Below are 19,667 nucleotides of genomic sequence, written 5' to 3'. Positions count from 1 at the left end.
GGCGTCCTGTGATTCGGTTGGGAGGGAGCAGTTTGGTGCGGCAGGGCGTTGCCGGAAGCGCGCTGAAGCCGGCAGCGGCGCGCGGCGAAGCCCGCGTTCAGCGCATCTCATGGCGCGCCGGCGACGCGGGCGATCGCGACCGTCACGCCATCGAGCGCGAGCTTGCGCACAATGAGCGCACCGCCGGGTGCGGCAAGCAGCGCGCAAGGCTCGCACACGCCGTCCACGCCGAAGCGCGCGCGCGCGGCGACGGACGGTTTGCCGAATTCGCCGAACGGCGCGCCATGCGCATCGCGCAGCGCAGCCGTATTCCAGGCGGCCGAGCCGGCCGCGCCCGCCGCGTCGATGGCGAGCGCGCCGGCATGCGGCTCGGCCGACGGTCCGCAAGCGGCATCGGGCGAACGGCTCAGGCCACGCGCGAGTTGCTCGGCGATTGCGTCGCGCGAGAACGCGGCGAGCGGCCAGCCATGCCGTGCGCAGCATTCGACGAGACCGGGCTCGCCCGCCTTCGCATCGAGCGTCGCGACGAGCACGATGTCGACAGCCGGTGCATCGGGCAGGCGCGAGAGCGCCGCGCGAATCGCGGTGTCGATCGTGTCGGCCGTGCGTCCCGCGCGACAGCCGATGCCAAGCGCGACGCGCATCAGCACGCGCACGCGCGGCACCGGTCGGCGCGAGCGTGGCAGTGGTGCAGGGCGAATCGAATCATGCTGAGTAAGGCGGGCGCGGTGCGTTGGCGGGCGGAGGTCAGATGCGCGCATACGATAGCACAGCGGGGTTCGCGCCAGCGGCGAGCCGCCTGCCGGTTCGAATCGAACGGGACGTGGCGCATCGCGCTTGCGCCGCGTGTTTCACCGGCCTTTTTCAACGCGCCATTCAACGTGCGATTCAACGCGCCATTTGGTTCGAAGGGCTTACGGCACCTGTCAAAAAATTTTCATTGGATTTCGGTTTTGGCGCCATGTAGGTTGGCGACAGCGCACCGATTTCAACGGTTCCGCGTTGACGGCGATCCCGGTTTGCTCGAAGCAGACGATCGCGCCGGCATGACGCTTGGCGATGCGCTGCTTTTGACCGCATGCGATAAATAAATATTGACGAGGGCATCGACATGAAGATGAAGAACATCTCGCGTTTGGCTTTTCTCATGCTCGCCGCGGTTCACGGCCCGGCCGCGCAAGCCGGCGAATCCGCATCCGCCGCGCCGCCGACGCCTGGCGAGAAGGCATGGCGCACGCTGTTTTGCGAATCCAACGGCGGGCGCGACGTGACCGACCAAGGCAAGCTTTCCACCGGGGCCGACGTGACGGCCGCGGTGGTGTGCCAGTATCCCGAATCGGGCAATCCGCGAGCCGCGGCGCGGCAGAACGAATATGCGAAAAATGCCGTGGCGGGGCCGATCCCAACGACGCCCGTTTCCGCGACGCTGCACCCGCCGAGCGGAAGCTTTTCGATTGCGGCAGGCAATCCGCTTGCCGTCTCGTGCTCGGCCGATTTGTACATCGCGCCGTGGGCCGGCCTGCCCGCGCGCAGCAACGGCACTTCGACGTTCAATTGCCGCGGCTACAACGTCGGGCAAAGTTCGGTGGGCTGCAATGTCCAGTGGTCGGGGCCGACCACGGTCGCGGTCGGCGCGTCGCCCTATGGCGCGAGCGCCAGCGTGAATTTCACGTGCGCGGCCACCCATGTCGGCGCGATCAGCTCCGTGATGGATTATTCCTACCGCGACCCGATCTATCAGCGCATAACGTACTCGGCTCAGAACGTATTCGGCACGATCAATATCCAGCCGTAGCGAGCGGGCTTTTTTTCGAGCGCGAAACGCGGGCTCGAGCATTACACCGGCATTGGCGGCGGCCCCGATGCGACCGGCCGCCGGCCGCCCGAAAGCCATCCGCCTTTTGTCCGCCTTGACGCGTTCCCGACGCGCGCCTTACACTCGCCGCGTCTTGGTGCTCGCGCGCAAGTTCTTTTGCGCGCAGTTAAACGGGAAACAGGAAGCATGGCCGCCACGGCCCGCCCACCTGTGCTGCCCCCGCAACGGTAAGCGATGGCATCGCGCGAGCGGTGCGGCGCTGACTTCTCCACATGCGCGAGCGCATGTGCGATCGGCCACTGGATGCGTCGCGTCCGGGAAGGTGAAGCAGCGTGTTCGTCAGCCCGGATACCGGCCGAGATGCAGGGGGCGTGCGCCGTGCGGCGGCGCGCGTGCCCGGGAATCCGCGCTGCGGGGAGGCGGCGCGCCGGACCGTTCTCCAAAGGAGCATCATGCTCAAGTCGTTTCTCCGCCTGTTCAACGACAGTCCCGCCGAGCTGCGCAGCAAGATCGTCGGCATTTACGCACTGCTGATCGCCTTCAACATCGGCGCATGGCTCTGGGCACTCGCCGCGTTTCGCGGGCAGCCCGCGCTGCTCGGCACCGCGCTGCTTGCCTATACGTTCGGGCTGCGCCACGCGGTGGACGCCGATCACATCGCCGCGATCGACAACGTCACGCGCAAGCTGATGCACGAGCGGAAAAATCCGCTCGGCGCGGGTTTGTTCTTCTCGCTCGGCCATTCGACGATCGTGATTCTGATGACCGTCGCGGTTGCGGCGACGGCCGCGTCGCTTGCCGCCCACTTCGACGAGATGAAGACGTGGGGCGGCGCGATCGGCACGAGCGTGTCGGCATTCTTCCTGCTGGTGCTCGCGTTCGCGAACCTGCTGATCCTGATCTCCGTGTGCCGGACGTTTCGCGCAGTCCGGCGCGGCGAGACGCTCGTCGAGCAGGATCTCGACCTGCTGCTGAACCGCCGCGGTTTTCTCGCGCGCGTATTCCGGCCGCTGTTCGCGATCGTGTCGAAAAGCTGGCATCTGTATCCGATCGGTTTTCTGTTCGGGCTCGGTTTCGACACCGCGACCGAGATCGCGCTGTTCGGCATCTCGGCGACGCACGCGCAAGGCGGCCTGTCGTTCTGGTCGGTGATGGCGCTGCCGATCCTGTTCACCGCCGGGATGACGCTCGTCGACACGACGGACGGCATCATGATGATGGGCGCGTACCGCTGGGCGTTCGTGCGGCCGATCCGCAAGATCTACTACAACATGACGATCACGTTCGTATCGGTGGTGGTCGCGGTGGTGATCGGCGGGATCGAGGCGTTCGCGCTGATTGCCGACAAGTTCGAGCTGAAGGGCGGCGTGTGGGATTTCGCGGCAATGGCGGCCGAGCATTTCGGCGTCCTCGGCTATTTCGTGATCGGAATCTTCGTCGTGAGTTGGGCCGTATCGGCGCTCGTCTACCGGCTCAAGCGCTACGACGAAATCGACGTGACACTTTCGGCCTGAATGGCGCGCAGCCGGCCTGCGGGCGCGGCGGCACGCCGGACGACATTCGAATACCTCGACGGAAACGACCATGCACATGCGCAAAATTCCCGTGACGATCGTCACGGGCTTCCTCGGCAGCGGCAAGACGACCTTGCTGCGGCATATCCTGCAACACGCGGGCGGCCGCCGGATTGTCGTGATCGTCAACGAGTTCGGCGAACTCGGCATCGACGGCGAGATCCTCAAAGGCTGCGCAATCGGCTGCGACGAAGCGGGCGGCGAAGCCGACGGTCAACTCTACGAACTGGCGAACGGCTGCCTGTGCTGCACGGTGCAGGAGGAGTTCTATCCCGTGATGGAGGCGCTCGTCGAGCGGCGCGCCGATATTGACCACGTGCTGATCGAGACGTCCGGGCTCGCGTTGCCCAAGCCGCTCGTGCAGGCGTTCAACTGGCCGTCGATCAAGAACAGCTTTACGGTCGACGCGGTGTTGACGGTCGTCGACGGCCCGGCGGCGGCGCGCGGCCAGTTCGCGGAAAATCCGGCCGCAGTGGACGCGCAGCGCCGCGCGGACCCGAACCTCGACCACGAATCGCCGCTGCACGAACTGTTCGCTGATCAGCTTTCGGCCGCGGACCTCGTGATCCTCAACAAGACCGATCTGCTTGACGACTCGCAACTCGCGCGCGTCGACGCGGCGATCCGCGACGAGATCCCGCCGCACGTGAAGATCGTTCGCGCGCAGCGCGGCGAGCTCGATCTCGCGACGCTGCTTGGCCTGAACGCGGCGTCCGAGGAGACGATCCATCTGCGGCACGACCACCACGGCTCGGCCGACGACGCCGATCATCACCACGACGAATTCGATTCGGTCGTCGTGCATGCGCAGATCGGCTCGCGCGACGCGGCGCTCGCCGCGCTCGCCGCGCTTGTCGAAGCGCACACGATCTATCGCGTGAAGGGCTTCGCCGCGCTGCCCGATACGCCGATGCGGCTGGTCGTGCAGGGGGTGGGGCAGCGCTTCGACAGCTATTTCGACCGGCGCTGGCGCGACGACGAGGCGCGCTCGAGCCGGTTCGTGCTGATCGGCGAGGATCTCGACGCGGCGGCGCTGCAGCGCGCGTTCGACGCGGCGCTCGCGGCCCGCGCGCGCGCCGCTTGAGCGTAGCGCGCACGAACCAGCGCCATGCATTTACTACGCACGACACCCGGCGGCTTCGTCGACGACACGGCGGGAGTCGTGCGGATCGACCAGCGTGCGGCCGACATCGTGATTCTCAGCTCGGCCGACACGACGCTGTCGCTGCTCGCGAGCGTCGTGCCGACCCTTCCCGAAGGTTTTCCGAGCGTGCGGCTCGCGAACGTGACGTTTCTGCGCCAGCCCGCATCGGTCGATTTCTATATCGACGACGTGCTGCGGCATGCGCGCGCCGTCGTGATCGATCATCTCGGCGGCGAGTCGTACTGGCCATACGGAATCGAGCAGGCGGTCGCGCTCGCGGCCCGCACCGGAATGAAGCTGGCGATGTTCTCGGGCGATCTGCAGGAAGACACGAATCTGATCGCGAAGAGCACGGTCACGCCCGATCTTTGCCGGCTGTGGTGGCGTTATCTGCGCGAGGGCGGAAGCGCGAACGCCGAAGCGCTGTTGCGCAGCATCGCGCATCACGCGCTCGGCTTCGGCAGGGAGCCCGAGCCGCCGCGTCCGCTGCCCGCGGCCGCGCTCTATCATCCGGCCCGCGCGAGCGCGACGCTCGACGATTGGCGCGCGCGCTGGCGCGAGGGCGCGCCGGTGGTCGCGATTCTGTTCTACAAGGCGCACTGGCAGGCGGCCAATACCGCGGTGTTCGACGCGCTCGCCGGCGCGCTCGAGCGCGAAGGGCTCAATCCGTTGCCGATCGCGGTGACGTCGCTCAAGGATGCGATGAGCCGCGCGGTGATCGAGCGGCTGTGCGCGGATGCGGCGGATGCGGGCGGCCCGGTTGCCGATGCGCGCCGAGCCGGCGCGCATGCCGCGCGCGTCTGCCTCGTGCTGAACACGACCGCGTTCGCCGCGGGCACGCCCGGCGACGAGGCCGAGGCGCTCGCCGGCGACGCGCCCGTGCTGCAGGTGATCCTGTCGGGCGGCAATCGCGACGCATGGCTGGCCGATCCGCACGGCCTGCACGCGCGCGACATCGCGATGCACGTTGCGCTGCCCGAGGTCGACGGCCGGATCATCACGCGCGCGGTGAGCTTCAAGGGGCTGGCTTATCGCTGCGCGCATACCGAGGTCGACGTGGTCCGTTATCAGCCGGACGACGAGCGGATCGCGTTCGTCGCCGAGCTGAGCCGCCGCTGGTGCCGGCTGCGCACGCTCGACAACGCGGACAAGCGCATTGCGCTGATTCTCGCGAATTATCCGGCGAGCGAAGGGCGCATCGGCAACGGTGTCGGGCTCGACACGCCGGCCTCGGCGCTCGCGGTGCTCGCGATGCTGTGCGACCAAGGGTATCGCATCGCCGATGCCTGCGAAGGCGGCGCTCGCGGCGCGCAAGTCGACGAACTGCGCGACGGACTGCCCGAAGACGGCGACGCATTGCTCGCGCGGATCACCGCGGGCGTGACCAACGATGCGTCCACGCGCGCGCTGCGCCCGGCGTTTCAAAGCTACGCGCTCGACGACTATCTGCGCCGCTTCGCCGCGCTGCCGAGCGCGTTGCGCGATGCGCTGAACGAGCGCTGGGGGCCGCCGGAGGCGGACCCGACGCTGCGGCGCGGGCGCTTCGCGATCGCGGGCTGGCGCGCGGGCAACGTATTCGTCGGCGTGCAGCCGTCGCGCTCGCGCGGCGGCGACGATTACGCGAACTATCATGACGCCGATCTCGTGCCGCCGCACGCCTATCTCGCGTTCTATTTCTGGCTGCGCGACGTCTTCGCGATCGACGCGATCGTCCATCTCGGCAAGCACGGCAATCTCGAATGGCTGCCGGGCAAGAGCGTCGCGCTGTCGGCGGCGTGCTGGCCCGACCTGATTCTCGGGCCGCTGCCGCACCTGTATCCGTTCATCGTCAACGATCCGGGCGAGGGCAGCCAGGCGAAGCGGCGCGCGCAAGCGGTGATCGTCGATCATCTGATGCCGCCGCTGACCCGCGCGGAGAATTACGGGCCGCTGCAGGATCTCGAGCGGCAAGTCGACGAGTATTACGACGCGCTGATGGTCGATGCGCGCCGCGCGAAGGTATTGCGCGAGACGATTCTCGCGACGATCGTCGAGCACCGGCTGCACGAGGAACTCAGCATCGCGCCGCCCGACGGGCGCGACGCCGAGGATGCGCTGCTCACGCGTGTCGATGCGTGGCTTTGCGAGCTGAAGGAGGCGCAGATCCGCGACGGGCTGCATACGTTCGGCAGTTCGCCGCGCGGCCGTCAGCGGCGGGATACGCTCGCCGCGCTCGCGCGCTTTCCGGCCGGCGACGGCAGCGGCGAGCACGCCGGGTTGATCGGCGCGCTCGCGCGCGATCTCGCGCTGCCCGACGGTTTCGATCCGCTCGCGGCCGACTGGGCCGAGCCGTGGACCGGGCCGCGGCCCGACGCGCTTCGCGAGGTAAGCGGCGAGCCTTGGCGGCATGCGGGCGACACGCGCGAACGGTTGGAGCAGCTCGCGAGCGCGTTGATCGAGCGCGTGTGCGAGCGGTGCGATGGCGCGCGGCGCGACGGCCAGCCGGCGATCGCCGCAGGCCATGCGGAAAACGTGAACGGCGCGGGCGGCGAGCAGGCGGCCGGCCGCGCCGCGCATACGACGATCGCCCAAGCCGGCGAGCGCGCTCACGCCGAAGCGGAATGGGATGGCGCCACCGAGGCCCACGCGGTTCGCCCGAGCGCCGATCTCGGCTACGTCGCCACGCATTGGCCGCGCACGCACGCGGTGCTCGAGCGGCTCGCGCGCGATCTGCTGCCGCGCCTCGATGCGTGCGGCGCCGAGGAACTGCGCCAGTTGCGGCGCGGCCTCGAAGGCCGTTTCGTGCCGCCGGGGCCAAGCGGCTCGCCGTCGCGCGGCCGGCCGGACGTGTTGCCGACCGGGCGCAACTTCTACGCGGTCGATACCCGCGCGGTGCCGACGCAGGCCGCATGGTCGATCGGTTTGAAATCGGCGCAGCAACTGATCGAACGCCATTTGCAGGAACACGGCGACTATCCGCGCGCGGTCGGTCTATCGGTATGGGGAACCGCGACGATGCGCACCGGCGGCGACGATATCGCCCAGGCGCTCGCGCTGCTCGGCGTGCGGCCGAAATGGGCGCCGGGCAGCCATCGGGTGACCGATTTCGAGATTCTGCCGATCGAAATCTTCGACAGACCGAGGATCGACGTGACGCTGCGCGTGTCCGGCTTTTTCCGCGACGCGTTTGCAAACGTGATGCATTTGTTCGATGCGGCGGTGCAGGCGGTCGCGAATCTCGACGAGCCGCCGCAACTCAATCCGCTCCGCGAGCGCGTGCTGCGCGATACGCAGGCGCTTACGGCGCGCGGCATGCCGGCCGACGAAGCGCGGCGGCGCGCCGGCTGGCGCGTGTTCGGCGCGCGGCCGGGCGGCTATGGCGCGGGGCTGCAGACGTTGATCGACGACGGCCGCTGGAGCACGGATGCCGACCTTGCTCACGCCTACCATGCGTGGGGCGGCTATGCGTATGCGCAAAACAGCGCGGGCGACGCCGCGCACGACGCGTTTGGAATGCGCCTTGCGGCGATCGACGCGGTTGTGCAGAACCAGGACAGCCGCGAGCACGACATTCTCGATTCGAACGACTATTACCAGTTTCACGGCGGCATGGCGGTGGCGGTGCGGCACGCGTCCGGACGGCAGCCGAGCCTGTATCACGGCGACCATGCCAACCCGGCCGCGCCGCGGATCAACACGCTGCGCGAGGAGATCGCGCGGGTGATCCGCGCGCGCGTCGTCAACCCGAAGTGGATCGACGGCGTGAAGCGGCACGGTTACAAGGGCGCGGCGGAGATCGCCGCGACCGTCGATTATCTGTACGGCTACGATGCGACCGCGCGCGTGATCGCCGATCATCAGTACGCGCTCGTCGCCGACGCGTATTTGCACGATCCGGATACGCGCGCGTTCCTCGAGCGGCACAATCCGCACGCGCTGCACGGCATGTGCGAGCGGCTCGTCGAGGCGATGCAGCGTGGCCTATGGCAGGAACCGGGCGGGCACCGCGACGCGATCGAGGGCTATCTGCTCGCAAGCGAGCAGCTTCTGGAAGGGGCACGGCAATGAACGACGCGACCACCAACGATCTGAACGGCGGCGCCGGCGGCGGGCCGGCCGCACCGGGCACGGCAGCGGCGGCGCAAACGCCGGCAGCGCCGGCACCGCCGCAGGACGCCGCCGCGCTGCCGGCTGCCTATCCGTTTGCCGCGCTGATCGGCCAGCAGGCATTGCAGCAGGCGCTGCTGCTCGTCGCGGTCGATCCCGGCATCGGCGGGGTGCTCATCAGCGGCCCGCGCGGCACGGCCAAATCGACCGCCGCGCGCGCGCTTGCCGAACTGCTGCCCGAAGGGCGCTTTGTCACGCTGCCGTTATCGGCAAGCGACGAACAGGTGACGGGCTCGCTCGACCTCGCGAGCGCGCTCGCCGATCACACGGTGCGCTTCGCGCCGGGCCTGATCGCGCGCGCGCATCGCGGCGTGCTGTATGTCGACGAAATCAATCTGCTGCCGGACGCGCTCGTCGATGCGCTTCTCGATGCCGCCGCAAGCGGCATCAACACCGTGGAGCGCGACGGCATCTCGCACAGCCATCCGGCGCGCTTCGCGCTCGTCGGCACGATGAATCCCGAGGAGGGCGAGTTGCGGCCGCAGTTGCTCGACCGTTTCGGGCTGATGGTCGAAGTCGGCAATTGTAATGACGCCGTGCTGCGGCAGCAGATCGTCAGGATGCGGCTTGCGTTCGATCTCGATGCGCACGCGTTCCGGGAGCAGTATCGCGATGCCCAGGCGGCGCTCGTCGCGCGGATTCGCGCGGCGCGCGCCGCGTTGCCGGCGCTTGCCTTCAGCGATGCCGCGCATGCGCGCGCGGCCGCGCTGTGCATCGACGCGGCGGTCGACGGGCTGCGCGGCGATCTGGTGATGCTGCGCGCCGCGCGGGCGCTGGCCGCGCTCGAAGGCGCGACGTCGGTCGATGCGGCGCACGTCGAGCGCGTGGCCGCCGACGTATTGCGTCATCGGCGCACGCGGCCCGATTCCGATACGGCGGGGGCTGCCGACGCGCCGGCGCATGCCGCGCGGCGCGCGCCGGCGGCCGATTCACTCGGCCAAACGCCATCGAATTCGTCAGGCCGCGACGCATCGTCCAAACAGCATGACGACGACGCGCGTATCGCGCACGCCGCCGATCATGCCGACGAGCCGCCGCCATTCGCGCGAGCCGGATCTCGCGCCGAAGCGGGCGGCCCGGCGCACGCGGGAGCCCGCGCACCGTCCGGCGCAGACGGGGCGAATCGCCCGGTTCGTGATACCGCCGCGCAAACCCGCCCGGACGCCGCGTCGTCGGCCGATCGCGATTGGGGTTATCTGCCGCCCGAACCGGTGGGCATGGCCCCGGCACCGGCCGTCAAGCGCGTGATCGCGCTGCCGCTAAAAAAACGCTGAGCCATCGGACGGATGCCGCCGCTGCCGCCGTCGCGCCCCATGCGCCCGGCAACGGCCTTCGATGGCTCGACACCGGCATACGCAAACGCGACGCGCGCGGCGAACCCGGCACGCGCATCGCGTGGCGCGCCACGCTCGCGGCCGCGCGCGGCGACGCGCCGCGTGCCGAGCATCTGCGCTACCGGCCGCGAGCGGGCAACCCCGGCGCGCTGCATTGCTTCGTGCTCGATTGCTCCGCGTCGATGTTGACGCACGGACGTCTTGCGCGGGCAAAGGGGCTGGTTGTCGCATTGTTCGATTGCCTCGCGCGCGAACGCGCGGCGGCGGCGCTCGTTTGCTTCGGCGGCGGCTCGGCCGACGTGCGCTTCGGCCCGGCCGTGCCGCGCTGGTGGAACGAGCGCTGGCTCGCGCCGATCGGCGGCGGCGGCGGCACGCCGTTCGTGCAAGGGATCGACGCCGCGCAGCGGCTGCTCGCGCGCGCCGCGCGTCGGCAGCCGCGGCAGGCGCGCTGGCTCTGGGTGCTGTCCGACGGACGCACTCGCGAAACCCCGGCGCGCCCCGTCCATGCCGAGCGGATCGTCGTCGTCGATTTCGATGATGCATCCGTCCGGCTGGGCCGCTGCGCCCGGCTGGCCCGCGCGTGGGGCGCGACGCTGATCGGGCCGGATGCGCTCGGTAGCGGCTGATCGCCGGCGGCGCGGCCGATATGCGATCATCGGCCGATATTCACCCGACCTTGTGGAGCCGATCAGCATGACCGACGAGCAGCCGACCATCGAAATCGAAACCGGTCCCAACCCGACATTCGCCGTGATCCTGATGCATGGCCTCGGCGCCGACGCGCACGATTTCGTGCCGTTGATTCCGGAATTGCACCTGCGCGATGCACCGGCCGTGCGTTTCGTGCTGCCGAACGCACCCGAGATTGCGGTGACGGCGAACAACGGCTATGTGATGCGCGCGTGGTACGACATTTTGTCGTTCCAGACGCTTGGCCGGCAGGTCGACGAAGCGGGAATCGAGGCGTCCTGCGCGACGGTGCGCCGGCTGATCGACGCGGAAAACCGGCGCGGTATTCCGACTTCGCGGATTTTCGTCGCGGGCTTTTCGCAGGGCGGAGCGATGACTTATTCGGCGGGGCTCACGCATCCGGAGACGCTCGCCGGCCTGATCGTGCTGTCCGGGTATATTCCATCGCCGGACTTCATCGATAAGCGGCTCGCCGAAGCGAATCGCGGCACGCCGATCTTCGCCGCGCACGGCACCGGCGATGACGTTCTACCGGTCGCGCTAGGCGAGGCCGCGCGCGATTTTGCAACGGCGCGCGGCGCGGGCGCCGGCTCGCGCGTCGAATGGCACGCGTATCCGATGCCGCATTCGGTTTGCGCGGAAGAGGTCGATGCGCTGCGCGGCTGGCTGCATGCGCGGATTGCCGCGGCGTGAGCGCCGCCGCGGCGCGGACGGCATGATCGCCGCCGCGGCGTGGGCCGTGCGACCGACGGCGGTGCCATCTCGGGGCGCGGCCGGCGTCGGCGCGGCGCGGTTTGCCGCGCCCGCCAAGCCGCGCTGCATCGCGGCCGGCTGCGCCCGCGTTCCACACAGGCGAAACGAACGCGAGCGCCCGCATTACGGCCGTTACGATTTCACCCACACGCCGCCCGCGCTTGGCACGTTGCCCTGCGTCCACCACTGCGCGCAGTACTTCGCGCCCTGATACATCACGCAGGTGCCGCCCGAATACGACGCGTCAGGCGACCAGGTCGGCGTGCCGCCGCTGACCGGCTTCCAGACCGCGGCCTGCCCCGGCACTTCACCTTGCGTCCACCATTGCGCCTGATACGTGACACCCTGGTACGTGACCGTCTGGCCTGCCGTATAGACTTGGCTTGCCGACCACGGCGCGGCCGACGGGGGCGTGCCGCCGCCCGTCGTGCCGCCGTAGTTCGGATCTTGCGTGACGCCGGTGCCCCAGTGTCCGGCGGCCTGCCTGAAGATCGCGGCGAACGCATACGGTTGTTGAACGATGCCCGAGCAAGTATCGGAAACCGATGCGCCATTGTTCGGGCACGCCTGATCGCGGCCGGCCGACCAGTTGCTGATCAGGCCATAGCCATTCGCACGCGCGGCGTTCAACACGCTCTGCGCGTTGGCCAGCGTGAAGGTTTCGCCTTGCACGTCGTTCATGCCGATCATCGGCGTGACGCCGACCCGCTGCCAGAGCTGCGCACTGGTCTGCGGCTGACCGATGGCCTTATACGCGGTATCGAGCTGCGAATAAAGCGCCTGCGCGGCGCTGATCGCGGCCGCGCCCATATCGAGGTTCGCCGGGCCGTAGTCCATCGTCATGATGTTGACCGCATCGATCGCCGTCTTGTTCGCGAGCGCCGCGTTCAGCACGTTCAGACCGTCGTCTATGAGGCCCGTCGGCATCACGGGCAGCGTCAGCGTGACCGACAGCGGCTTGCCCTTTGCCGCATACTCGGCCTGAAGCTGCGATACCGCTTGAAAATTACGCGCGACGGCCGCGCTGTCCTGCTGCGCGGCGCCTTCGATGTCGAAATCGACGTGGCGAAGGTCGTATGTATCGATGACCGTCTGATACGCGGCCTTCAGCGCGGGCACGCTCGAACAGGCCTGCATCAGCGGCGTGCCCGCCTCGCCGCCGAACGATACGGCGACTTCGCCGCCTTTCGCGCGGTAGCTGGCAAGCGATGCCGCAATCGACGCGAGCAGATCGCCGCTCGCGCCGCCGCCAATCTGCTGAACGCCGCCCCACGACGGCACGCACTGGCCGTTCGAGACGACGAACGCGAGCGTGAACTGCTGGATGCCTTGCGTGACGCCGATTTTGTCGATTTGCGGCGTCGGATAGAGCGTCACGTCGAGGTACGGCGCGTAGTAGACGCCCGTCGCATGACAGACGCCCGCCGCCGCGAGCACCCAGCCCGCGGCGAGCGCGCGCGGGACGAACCGAGACAACCGACTGGTTTTCATGATGTGTCTCCATGTTGGGGAGGCGGGACATGCTGGCCTACATGTCGCCGCCGGGCCGCCGCTTTCGATGCGGCGATCGATGCATCGGCGCGCACATCATGGAGGATTCCGGGCGAGATGGAATGATTGGTTGTGCTGTTTACTGTGTTATTTCTTATCAGTTGACAATCAATTCGGTTTCCTGTTCAAAAGCACCCCGAAACAATTTAGCGGATTGCTGATTGATCGATCATCGATACCAGCGCGGCGTATACACCCATTCGCGCGTGCCGTCGCGGGTGAAACGGCGCGTCGTCGACGAACCGACGATCACCATGGTCCGCATGTCGATCTGCCGCGCGCACAGCGCACCGAGCGTCGTCGTGACGAGCGTTGCGCCCGGGCGGCCGATATCGCGGCCGAGCACGACGACCGTCTCCGGCGCGCGGTGACGGCGCACCGCGTCGAGCGCGCGATCGAACTGCACGGGGCGCGCGCGCGACACGGGGTTGTAGAACGCAAGCACGAAATCGGCCGCCGCCGCGTGCTCGATGCGCTTTTCGATGATCGTCCACGGCTTGAGGTTGTCCGACAGCGAGATCATGCAGAAATCGTGGCCGAGCGGCGCGCCCGCCTCGGCGGCGGTGGCGAGCGCGGCCGACACGCCCGGCACGATATCGAGTTCGACATTCGCCCAGCGCGCGTCGCCGGATGCGTCGAGCGCTTCGAGCACGGCGGCTGCCATCGCGAATACGCCGGGATCGCCGGACGATACCACCGCGACGCGCCGGCCACGCGCGGCAAGCTCGAATGCGTGGCGCGCGCGCTGCAACTCCTCGCGATTGTCGGAGACGTGCAGCCGCTGGTCGGCCCGGAACGGGCCGGCCATGTCGACATAGGTTGCGTAGCCGACGATATCGGTCGCGTCGGCGAGCGCGGCGCGCGCGGCGGGCGTCAGCAGATCGGCCCGGCCGGGGCCGAGACCCAGCACGGTGACGCGGCCGCGCGCGGCGCCGAGCGTCTCGGGGTCGACAGGGGCGTCGGCAATGGCGATCGCGAGGTCGCGCGGCGTTGCGGACGCGGGATGATCGCCATGCGGGGCCGGCACGCGCGACGCGTGCGACGCGGGCAGCGCGATGTCCAGCACGGCGGATGCGTCGCGCGCATCGCCTTCGACGAAGCGCAGCGGCACGCGCAATGCGCGCGCCGCTTCGGTCAGCGCCGAGTCGCCGATGTGGCGCGCGGGGGCGACGAGCGCGGCAAGCGCGAGCGGCGCGAGATCGTGCGCGGCGAGCAGCGCGGCGATGCTCGATGCGAGCGGGGGCTGTGCGGCGCGGCGGCCGGGTGTGGGGCTGGCCCGATCGCTATCGGGCCCGGTAAGGTTCCCGGCGCGCAATGGCGCATCATTGTGCGAACCAGCCGTGCGATCCGCGTCGTGCATATTTGCATCGTCATCCGAATCAGTGCGCGCGTCGTCGCCGATTGCGACGACGACGCTGCGCGGATGAATCAGCAGTTCATGTGCCGCGCGTCGCGACGCATAGGGCGTGATCCGGATCGCATGCTCGGCGTGCGCGTCGCGCGGCAGCGCGACCTCGTCGAGCCACGGCGCCGCGCCGATGATTCGCGTGCCCGCGCCCGCCAGCAAGTCGGACACGAAGCGCTTGCCCGCATCGAGATCGGCAAGGGTGTAGCCGTCGGGCGGATTCAGCACGCAAGCGCCGAAGCGCAGCTCGCCGCTGGTCGTGATCGCGGGCGCCACGCCGAGTGCGCGGGCAATGTCCCGCGCCAGCAGGTTCGCTCCGGTGAGCCCGCCGAGCAGCGGCACGACGGCGCTGCCGTCCTCGGCCACCGCGAGCACGGGCGGCTCGGCGCCTTTATCGGTCAGGCACGGCGCGATGCAGCGGATCACGATGCCGGCGGCGAACAGCGCGACGATCGGCACGCCGCGCGCATACAGTTCGCGCAAATGCGCGCCAAGCTCGGCGAAGGCGAGATCGCCTTGCGCGCGGCCCGCGAGCGCATGGATCTGCGCGCCGTCGTAGCGCGCGCGGATGCGCTGCGCGGCCGGCAGCGCGCCCGGCCCGAGTATCACGATCGCGGGCGCGGCCGTCATCCTTGCCATTTTTCCCCCGGTATCACGAGCAACGAAAAGTACGGCGACGCCATCGGATCGACTTGCGCGAGCGGCACGATGCGCTGCGTGTCCATCGTCGCGCGTTCGACATACAGCGCGCGCTGCGCGAGATCGAGTTCGTCGAGCACGCGGCGCACCTTGTCGAAATTGCGGCCGAGCTTCATGACGACGGCCGCGTCGGCGTGAGCGAGCCGCTCGCGCAATTCGTGCTCCGGCAGCACGCCGGATAGCACGGACAGACTCTGATTCCGGTAGACGAGCGGCACGCCGAGCACCGCCGCGCCGCCGAGCATCGAGCATACGCCCGGCACCACTTCGGCGTCGTAGCGCGACGCAAGCCGGTCGTGCAGGTACATGTACGAGCCGTAGAAAAACGGATCGCCCTCGCAGATCACGGCGACATCGCGTCCCGCGTCGAGATGGGCGGCGACGCTGGCGGCGGCCGTGTCGTAGAACTCGGCGATCACGGTTTCGTAGCAAAGCGGCGGCGGCAGCGCCTCGGTCGTCACCGGGTAGACCAGCGGCAGTTGGATTTGCGCATCGCTCAGATGCGTTTCGACGATGCCGAACGCATTGCCTTTTTTCCCCTTGGCGACGAAGTGCGCGACGACGCTCGCCGCCTTCAGCACGCGCAGCGCCTTGAGCGTCAGCAATTCGGGGTCGCCGGGGCCGACGCCGAGGCCGAACAGGCGGCCGGTGGCGCGAGTCATTCGGCCTCCGAAGCGAGTGCGTTGACCGCTGCCGCGACCATCGCGCTGCCGCCGCGACGGCCGGCCACGGCGACGAACGGCGTGCCGCGGCTGTCGGCCGCCAGAAGCGCCTTCGATTCCGCCGCGCCGACGAAACCGACCGGAAAACCGAGAATCAGCGCGGGCCGTGGCGCGCCCGCATCGAGCATGTCCAGCAGATGGAAGAGGGCGGTCGGCGCGTTGCCGATGGCGACGACGCTGCCCGCCAGGTACGGCCGCCACAGTTCGAGCGCGGCCGCCGAGCGGGTGGTGCCGAGCTGGCGCGCGAGTTGCGCCACGCCGGGTTCGCCGAGCGTGCAGATCACCGGGTTGGCCGCCGGCAGCCGCGCGCGCGTGATGCCCTCGGCGACCATCCGCGCGTCGCACAGGATCGGCGTGCCCGCCGCGAGCGCGGCGCGGCCGGCTGCGCCCGCATCGGCGGAAAATCGCAGATCGCGCACGATGTCGACCATGCCGCATGCATGGATCACGCGCACCGCGAGTTTTTCGAGTTCGGGCGGCACGCCCGAGAGATCGGCTTCGGCGCGGATCGTCGCGAACGATTCGCGGTAGATCGCATCGCCGTCGCGAAGGTAGTCAAGCATCAATGTCGTCCTCAATGGGCCGCGCGCGGCGCGCGAGCACGGCGGCGGCCTCGTCGATCGTCAGGTGGCGCGCGACGGCGGCGCCGAAGCCCGCCGCACCGTCGCGCCGATAAAGGTCGTAATGGCCGGCGGCGGTCGCGACGAGCGTATGCGCGGCCGCGCGCGGCATTGCGCACGAACGGGCGCAGCCGCTGACGTGAAGCTCGGCGGCAGCCGTGAGCCGGGCGGCGAGCGCGAGCGCGTCGGCTTTCGTATCGGCGTGCGCGCGTGCGCAGCCGCTCGCGCCCGCGCATGCGACGACATGCGCGAGCGGCACGCCCGCATCGCAAACGAAGCCGAGGGCGGCGAGCCGGGCAAGCGCGTCATGAGCGGCATCGCGCGCGACGCCCGCCAGCATCACGCCTTGCCATGGCGTGATGCGCAGCGTGCCGTCGCCGTGCGAATCGGCCAGCGCGGCGAGCGCGGCGAGGCGCGCGGCGTCGAGCCGGCCGAGCGGCGGTTGCCCGCCGACGAAGCAGCGCGCCGGATCGCGCTCGGGCTCGATGCCGAAGCGCCGGGCCGGCTCGGCGCGCACGCGGCGCCAGCCGGCGAGGCCGGGATCGCGGCGCAGCGCAAACGGCAGCCGTGCTTCGGCATGCGAAAGAAGCCGATCGACGGGTTGGAGCGCGCGCCAGTCTCGCATTCGCGTTGCACCGGCGGGCGCAAGCTCGATGAAACTCGTGATGAGCGCGTGCACGCATTCGACCGCTTGCTCCGGCGCGATGCTCGCAAGCGCGTGCTGTTGCGGCCCGATGCGCTCGCCGACGACGGGCGGGCAGCCGGCAAGGCCGAGGGCGAGCCGCGTGTGCCCGTGTGCGTCGTGCAGTGCGCACAGCCAGATGTCGTGCGGATGATCGAGCGCCGCCAGCCGCTCGCCGCCGTCGAGCAGCAGCGAGAATTTCGGCGACAGTGCCGCGCAGCACGGCTCGGTTTGCAGCATCGCGAGCAGCGGCGCGGCGAGCGCGGCGCTGTCGACGAGCGCGTGCGGATCGCGGCCGGCGGTCGGACTCAGCATCACATTGCGCACGCCGTCGCGCGCGCCGACGCAGGCCGCGCGCGATGCGTGCGGCAGGTCTTCGGTCAGCGGGCCGAGCCCGGCGTCGATCAGCGCGCGGCTGACGTCGGCGTCGCAACCGGGCTTTACGCCGCGCAATTGCAGGTTCGCGCGATTGGTCGCCTCGATCACGCCCGAGCCGAACGCATGCGCGACCGCCGCGATCGTGCGCGCCTGTGCGGCCGTGAGCGAGCCGCCCGCGAGCCGGATGCGGCACAGGCCGCCGTCGCGCGCGGCGACGATCCGCACGAGCCCCGGGCAGGCGCTGGCGCCGCGCGTCGCGTTTGGCACGTGTGCAATGGCGTCGGCATCGGCCGATAAAACCGTGGCGGTAGGATTCAACGGCGCTCCGGATAAGCGTCGCGCGACAGGCCGGACACAGCATGCATATGGCGCGCGCAACGCAGGCTGACGCATCGGTACACCCCGCCCGATGTCGGCTGGCACGAACGAAACGTCACCGGCAGGTCTCCTGGCTGGCAGGTCGTCATCCACAGTGCGGCCTTCCCGGTGACCGCGATGCGCGGCGCTGCCAGTGGCGTCAATCGGATGCGGACTCGCTGCTCACAGTTGCGGGGGCAGCCGCAGCGGCGCGGTGCGCTCTGCGTTCCCTGTTCGGCCCCGTGGGGCACCGGCGGACGGACACGGTATTATGCCTTTTTTCACGACGCCCGAATGCATTGTGCCGTGCGCGCGGGCGGAATCTGGACGATCGACTGGAACAAGATGGAGTACGACGGATGACCGCGTGGCTGACGGTGGTGGGAATCGGCGACGACGGATATGCGGGGCTTGGCGAGCGGGCGCGGCGCGCGCTTGCCGATGCGGCGGTGACGATCGGCGCCGAGCGTCACCTCGCGATGCTGCCCGCGTGGCTTGCCACCGAGCGTGAGCCGTGGCCGAGGCCGTTCGATGTTGCGCCGCTCGTTGCGCGCCGTCCCGCCCGCGTGTGCGTGCTCGCGAGTGGCGATCCGATGCTGTTCGGCGTCGGCGCGACGCTTGCGGGCAAGCTCGCGCCGCACGAATGGCAGGTGCTGCCCGCGCCGTCGTCGCTATCGCTCGCGGCCGCGCGCGTCGGCTGGGCGTTGCAGGACGTCGACGCCATATCGCTCGTCGGGCGTCCGCTCGCGACGCTGCATCGCTACCTTTATCCGGGCCGCCGCCTATTGGTGCTGAGCGCGGACGGCGCGACGCCCGCGGCGATCGCCGGCGCGCTCGTCGCGCGCGGCTTCGGGCCGAGTGCGATGAGCGTGCTCGAGCATCTGGGCGGGCCGCTCGAGCGGCGCGTCGATGCGCGCGCCGACGCATGGGGCGGCGCGCGCGCAGCCGCGCTCAATCTCGTCGCGATCGAATGCCGCGCGCATGCCGGCGCGCCGCGTCTCGCACTCACGCCCGGCTTGCCGGACGACGCTTATCTTCATGACGGCCAGCTCACCAAGCGCGAGTTGCGCGCGCTCGCGCTCGCGCGGCTCGCGCCCGCGCCGGGCGAACTGCTGTGGGATGTCGGCGCGGGCTGCGGGTCGATCGGCATCGAGTGGATGCGCGCGCACCCAAGCTGCCGCGCGATCGCGATCGAAGCGCATCCGGACCGGCAACGGCTGATCGAGCACAATCGCGATGCGCTCGGCGTGCCGGCTCTCGTGCTCGTCGCCGGCCGCGCGCCCGATGCGCTCGCGGGACTGCCGGCACCCGACGCCGTATTCGTCGGCGGCGGCGTGAGCCGCGCGGGCGTGCTCGATGCATGCTGGAGCGGCCTGAAGCCGGGAGGACGGTTGATCGCGCACGCGGTCACGCTGCAAGGCGAAGCGGCGCTCGTCGCGTGGCGCGAGCGGCACGGCGGCGCGCTGACGCGCGTATCGATCGCCCATGCGCAGCCGCTCGGCGGCTTCGATGCATGGCGGCAGGCGTTGCCGGTGACGCTGTACGACGGGCGCAAACCCTGTGAAGAATCGGGCGGCTTCCAGGCGCTCGAAGCGGTCAGCGAGGCACGCGCGGCGGCGGCTGGCGGGCGCCACGCGAATCAGGATCTGTCGACCGATTTAGACGATTCGAACGATTCCCCTGCGCATGGCCTGAACGGGCGGCCGCCGGCCGACTCGTGCGCGCGCGATGGGCGCGGCGATGCGCTTTCGGACGGATCGACAATGGAAGCGGTAACGTCGCCGGCGGGTATGCGT

13 protein-coding genes, 1 pseudogene and 2 riboswitches are annotated in these 19,667 nt (G+C 69.7%); of the genes and pseudogenes, 8 read left to right on the top strand and 6 right to left on the bottom strand.

Translation table 11 applies throughout. The features are described from left to right. Positions 1-107: 107 nt before the first annotated feature. The gene (locus tag AQ611_RS10635) at positions 108-647 is read right to left on the bottom strand and encodes a cobalamin biosynthesis protein (RefSeq protein ID WP_069235254.1); all 540 of its coding nucleotides are present in this window, start codon (positions 645-647) and stop codon (positions 108-110) included. A gap of 464 nt (positions 648-1,111) precedes the next feature. On the opposite strand from AQ611_RS10635, the gene AQ611_RS10625 reads away from it, so the two are divergent. The 7 genes from AQ611_RS10625 (at position 1,112) to AQ611_RS10595 (ending at position 11,397) form a co-directional block, all read left to right on the top strand. After that, positions 1,112-1,795: a hypothetical protein gene (locus tag AQ611_RS10625; protein ID WP_231935821.1), complete on the top strand. Its 684-nt coding sequence runs from the start codon at positions 1,112-1,114 to the stop codon at positions 1,793-1,795. Positions 1,796-1,933: 138 nt separating this feature from the next. Beyond that, positions 1,934-2,190, top strand: a riboswitch (cobalamin riboswitch). Between the two features lie 78 nt (positions 2,191-2,268). Beyond that, positions 2,269-3,330, top strand: a complete 1,062-nt coding sequence (locus tag AQ611_RS10620; RefSeq protein WP_069235252.1) for a HoxN/HupN/NixA family nickel/cobalt transporter — start codon at positions 2,269-2,271, stop codon at positions 3,328-3,330. A 70-nt stretch (positions 3,331-3,400) separates the two neighbouring features. Next, positions 3,401-4,474 carry a cobalamin biosynthesis protein CobW gene (cobW, locus tag AQ611_RS10615; RefSeq protein WP_069234501.1) on the top strand — a complete coding sequence of 358 codons (1,074 nt, stop codon included), beginning with the start codon at positions 3,401-3,403 and terminating at the stop codon, positions 4,472-4,474. Between the two features lie 24 nt (positions 4,475-4,498). After that, positions 4,499-8,581: a cobaltochelatase subunit CobN gene (cobN, locus tag AQ611_RS10610; RefSeq protein WP_069234500.1), complete on the top strand. Its 4,083-nt coding sequence runs from the start codon at positions 4,499-4,501 to the stop codon at positions 8,579-8,581. Continuing rightward, positions 8,578-9,954, top strand: coding sequence for an ATP-binding protein (locus AQ611_RS10605; RefSeq protein ID WP_083237294.1), 1,377 nt, complete (start codon positions 8,578-8,580; stop codon positions 9,952-9,954). Before cobN ends, AQ611_RS10605 begins: the two co-directional genes overlap by 4 nt. Before the next feature lie 77 nt (positions 9,955-10,031). After that, positions 10,032-10,640: a vWA domain-containing protein gene (locus tag AQ611_RS10600; RefSeq protein ID WP_069235250.1), complete on the top strand. Its 609-nt coding sequence runs from the start codon at positions 10,032-10,034 to the stop codon at positions 10,638-10,640. A gap of 67 nt (positions 10,641-10,707) precedes the next feature. Then, complete coding sequence (locus AQ611_RS10595) at positions 10,708-11,397, top strand: alpha/beta hydrolase (RefSeq protein WP_069234499.1); 690 nt, start codon at positions 10,708-10,710, stop codon at positions 11,395-11,397. A 192-nt stretch (positions 11,398-11,589) separates the two neighbouring features. Here AQ611_RS10595 and AQ611_RS10590 read toward each other — a convergent pair whose 3' ends face one another. From AQ611_RS10590 to cobG, 5 genes are all read right to left on the bottom strand, one after another. Next, a complete protein-coding gene (locus AQ611_RS10590; RefSeq protein ID WP_069234498.1) occupies positions 11,590-12,948 on the bottom strand; it encodes a chitinase in 1,359 nt (452 codons plus the stop codon). A gap of 229 nt (positions 12,949-13,177) precedes the next feature. Next, on the bottom strand, positions 13,178-15,043 hold the full coding sequence (gene cobJ, locus AQ611_RS10585; protein WP_069234497.1) for a precorrin-3B C(17)-methyltransferase: 1,866 nt from the start codon (positions 15,041-15,043) through the stop codon (positions 13,178-13,180). After that, positions 15,040-15,774 carry a precorrin-2 C(20)-methyltransferase gene (locus AQ611_RS10580; protein ID WP_069234496.1) on the bottom strand — a complete coding sequence of 245 codons (735 nt, stop codon included), beginning with the start codon at positions 15,772-15,774 and terminating at the stop codon, positions 15,040-15,042. Before AQ611_RS10580 ends, cobJ begins: the two co-directional genes overlap by 4 nt. After that, positions 15,771-16,397: a precorrin-8X methylmutase gene (locus AQ611_RS10575; RefSeq protein WP_069234495.1), complete on the bottom strand. Its 627-nt coding sequence runs from the start codon at positions 16,395-16,397 to the stop codon at positions 15,771-15,773. The genes AQ611_RS10580 and AQ611_RS10575 overlap by 4 nt, the downstream gene beginning before the upstream one ends. Next, positions 16,390-17,832, bottom strand: a complete 1,443-nt coding sequence (gene cobG / locus AQ611_RS10570) for a precorrin-3B synthase (protein ID WP_069235249.1) — start codon at positions 17,830-17,832, stop codon at positions 16,390-16,392. The genes AQ611_RS10575 and cobG overlap by 8 nt, the downstream gene beginning before the upstream one ends. A 103-nt stretch (positions 17,833-17,935) precedes the next feature. Next, a riboswitch (cobalamin riboswitch) is annotated at positions 17,936-18,141 on the bottom strand. A gap of 89 nt (positions 18,142-18,230) precedes the next feature. Between cobG and cbiE the strand changes: the two are divergent. Then, positions 18,231-19,430: pseudogene (gene cbiE, locus AQ611_RS10565) on the top strand (precorrin-6y C5,15-methyltransferase (decarboxylating) subunit CbiE); the annotation flags it as partial. Positions 19,431-19,667: the final 237 nt, after the last annotated feature.

The organism is Burkholderia singularis (assembly GCF_001718875.1).
GTDB classification, from domain to species: Bacteria; Pseudomonadota; Gammaproteobacteria; order Burkholderiales; family Burkholderiaceae; genus Burkholderia; species Burkholderia singularis.
Note: the sequence above shows the minus strand (reverse complement) of the source record. Positions and strands in the feature narration are given on the sequence as shown.

Bases quoted from the DNA above. Each gene is read 5' to 3' on its own strand.
- AQ611_RS10625 (WP_231935821.1), top strand. From the start codon at position 1,112: ATGAAGATGAAGAACATCTCGCGTTTGGCTTTTCTCATGCTCGCCGCG.
- AQ611_RS10620 (WP_069235252.1), top strand. From the start codon at position 2,269: ATGCTCAAGTCGTTTCTCCGCCTGTTCAACGACAGTCCCGCCGAGCTG.
- cobW (WP_069234501.1), top strand. From the start codon at position 3,401: ATGCACATGCGCAAAATTCCCGTGACGATCGTCACGGGCTTCCTCGGC.
- cobN (WP_069234500.1), top strand. From the start codon at position 4,499: ATGCATTTACTACGCACGACACCCGGCGGCTTCGTCGACGACACGGCG.
- AQ611_RS10605 (WP_083237294.1), top strand. From the start codon at position 8,578: ATGAACGACGCGACCACCAACGATCTGAACGGCGGCGCCGGCGGCGGG.
- AQ611_RS10595 (WP_069234499.1), top strand. From the start codon at position 10,708: ATGACCGACGAGCAGCCGACCATCGAAATCGAAACCGGTCCCAACCCG.
- AQ611_RS10590 (WP_069234498.1), bottom strand. From the start codon at position 12,948: ATGAAAACCAGTCGGTTGTCTCGGTTCGTCCCGCGCGCGCTCGCCGCG.
- cobJ (WP_069234497.1), bottom strand. From the start codon at position 15,043: ATGACGGCCGCGCCCGCGATCGTGATACTCGGGCCGGGCGCGCTGCCG.
- AQ611_RS10580 (WP_069234496.1), bottom strand. From the start codon at position 15,774: ATGACTCGCGCCACCGGCCGCCTGTTCGGCCTCGGCGTCGGCCCCGGC.
- AQ611_RS10575 (WP_069234495.1), bottom strand. From the start codon at position 16,397: ATGCTTGACTACCTTCGCGACGGCGATGCGATCTACCGCGAATCGTTC.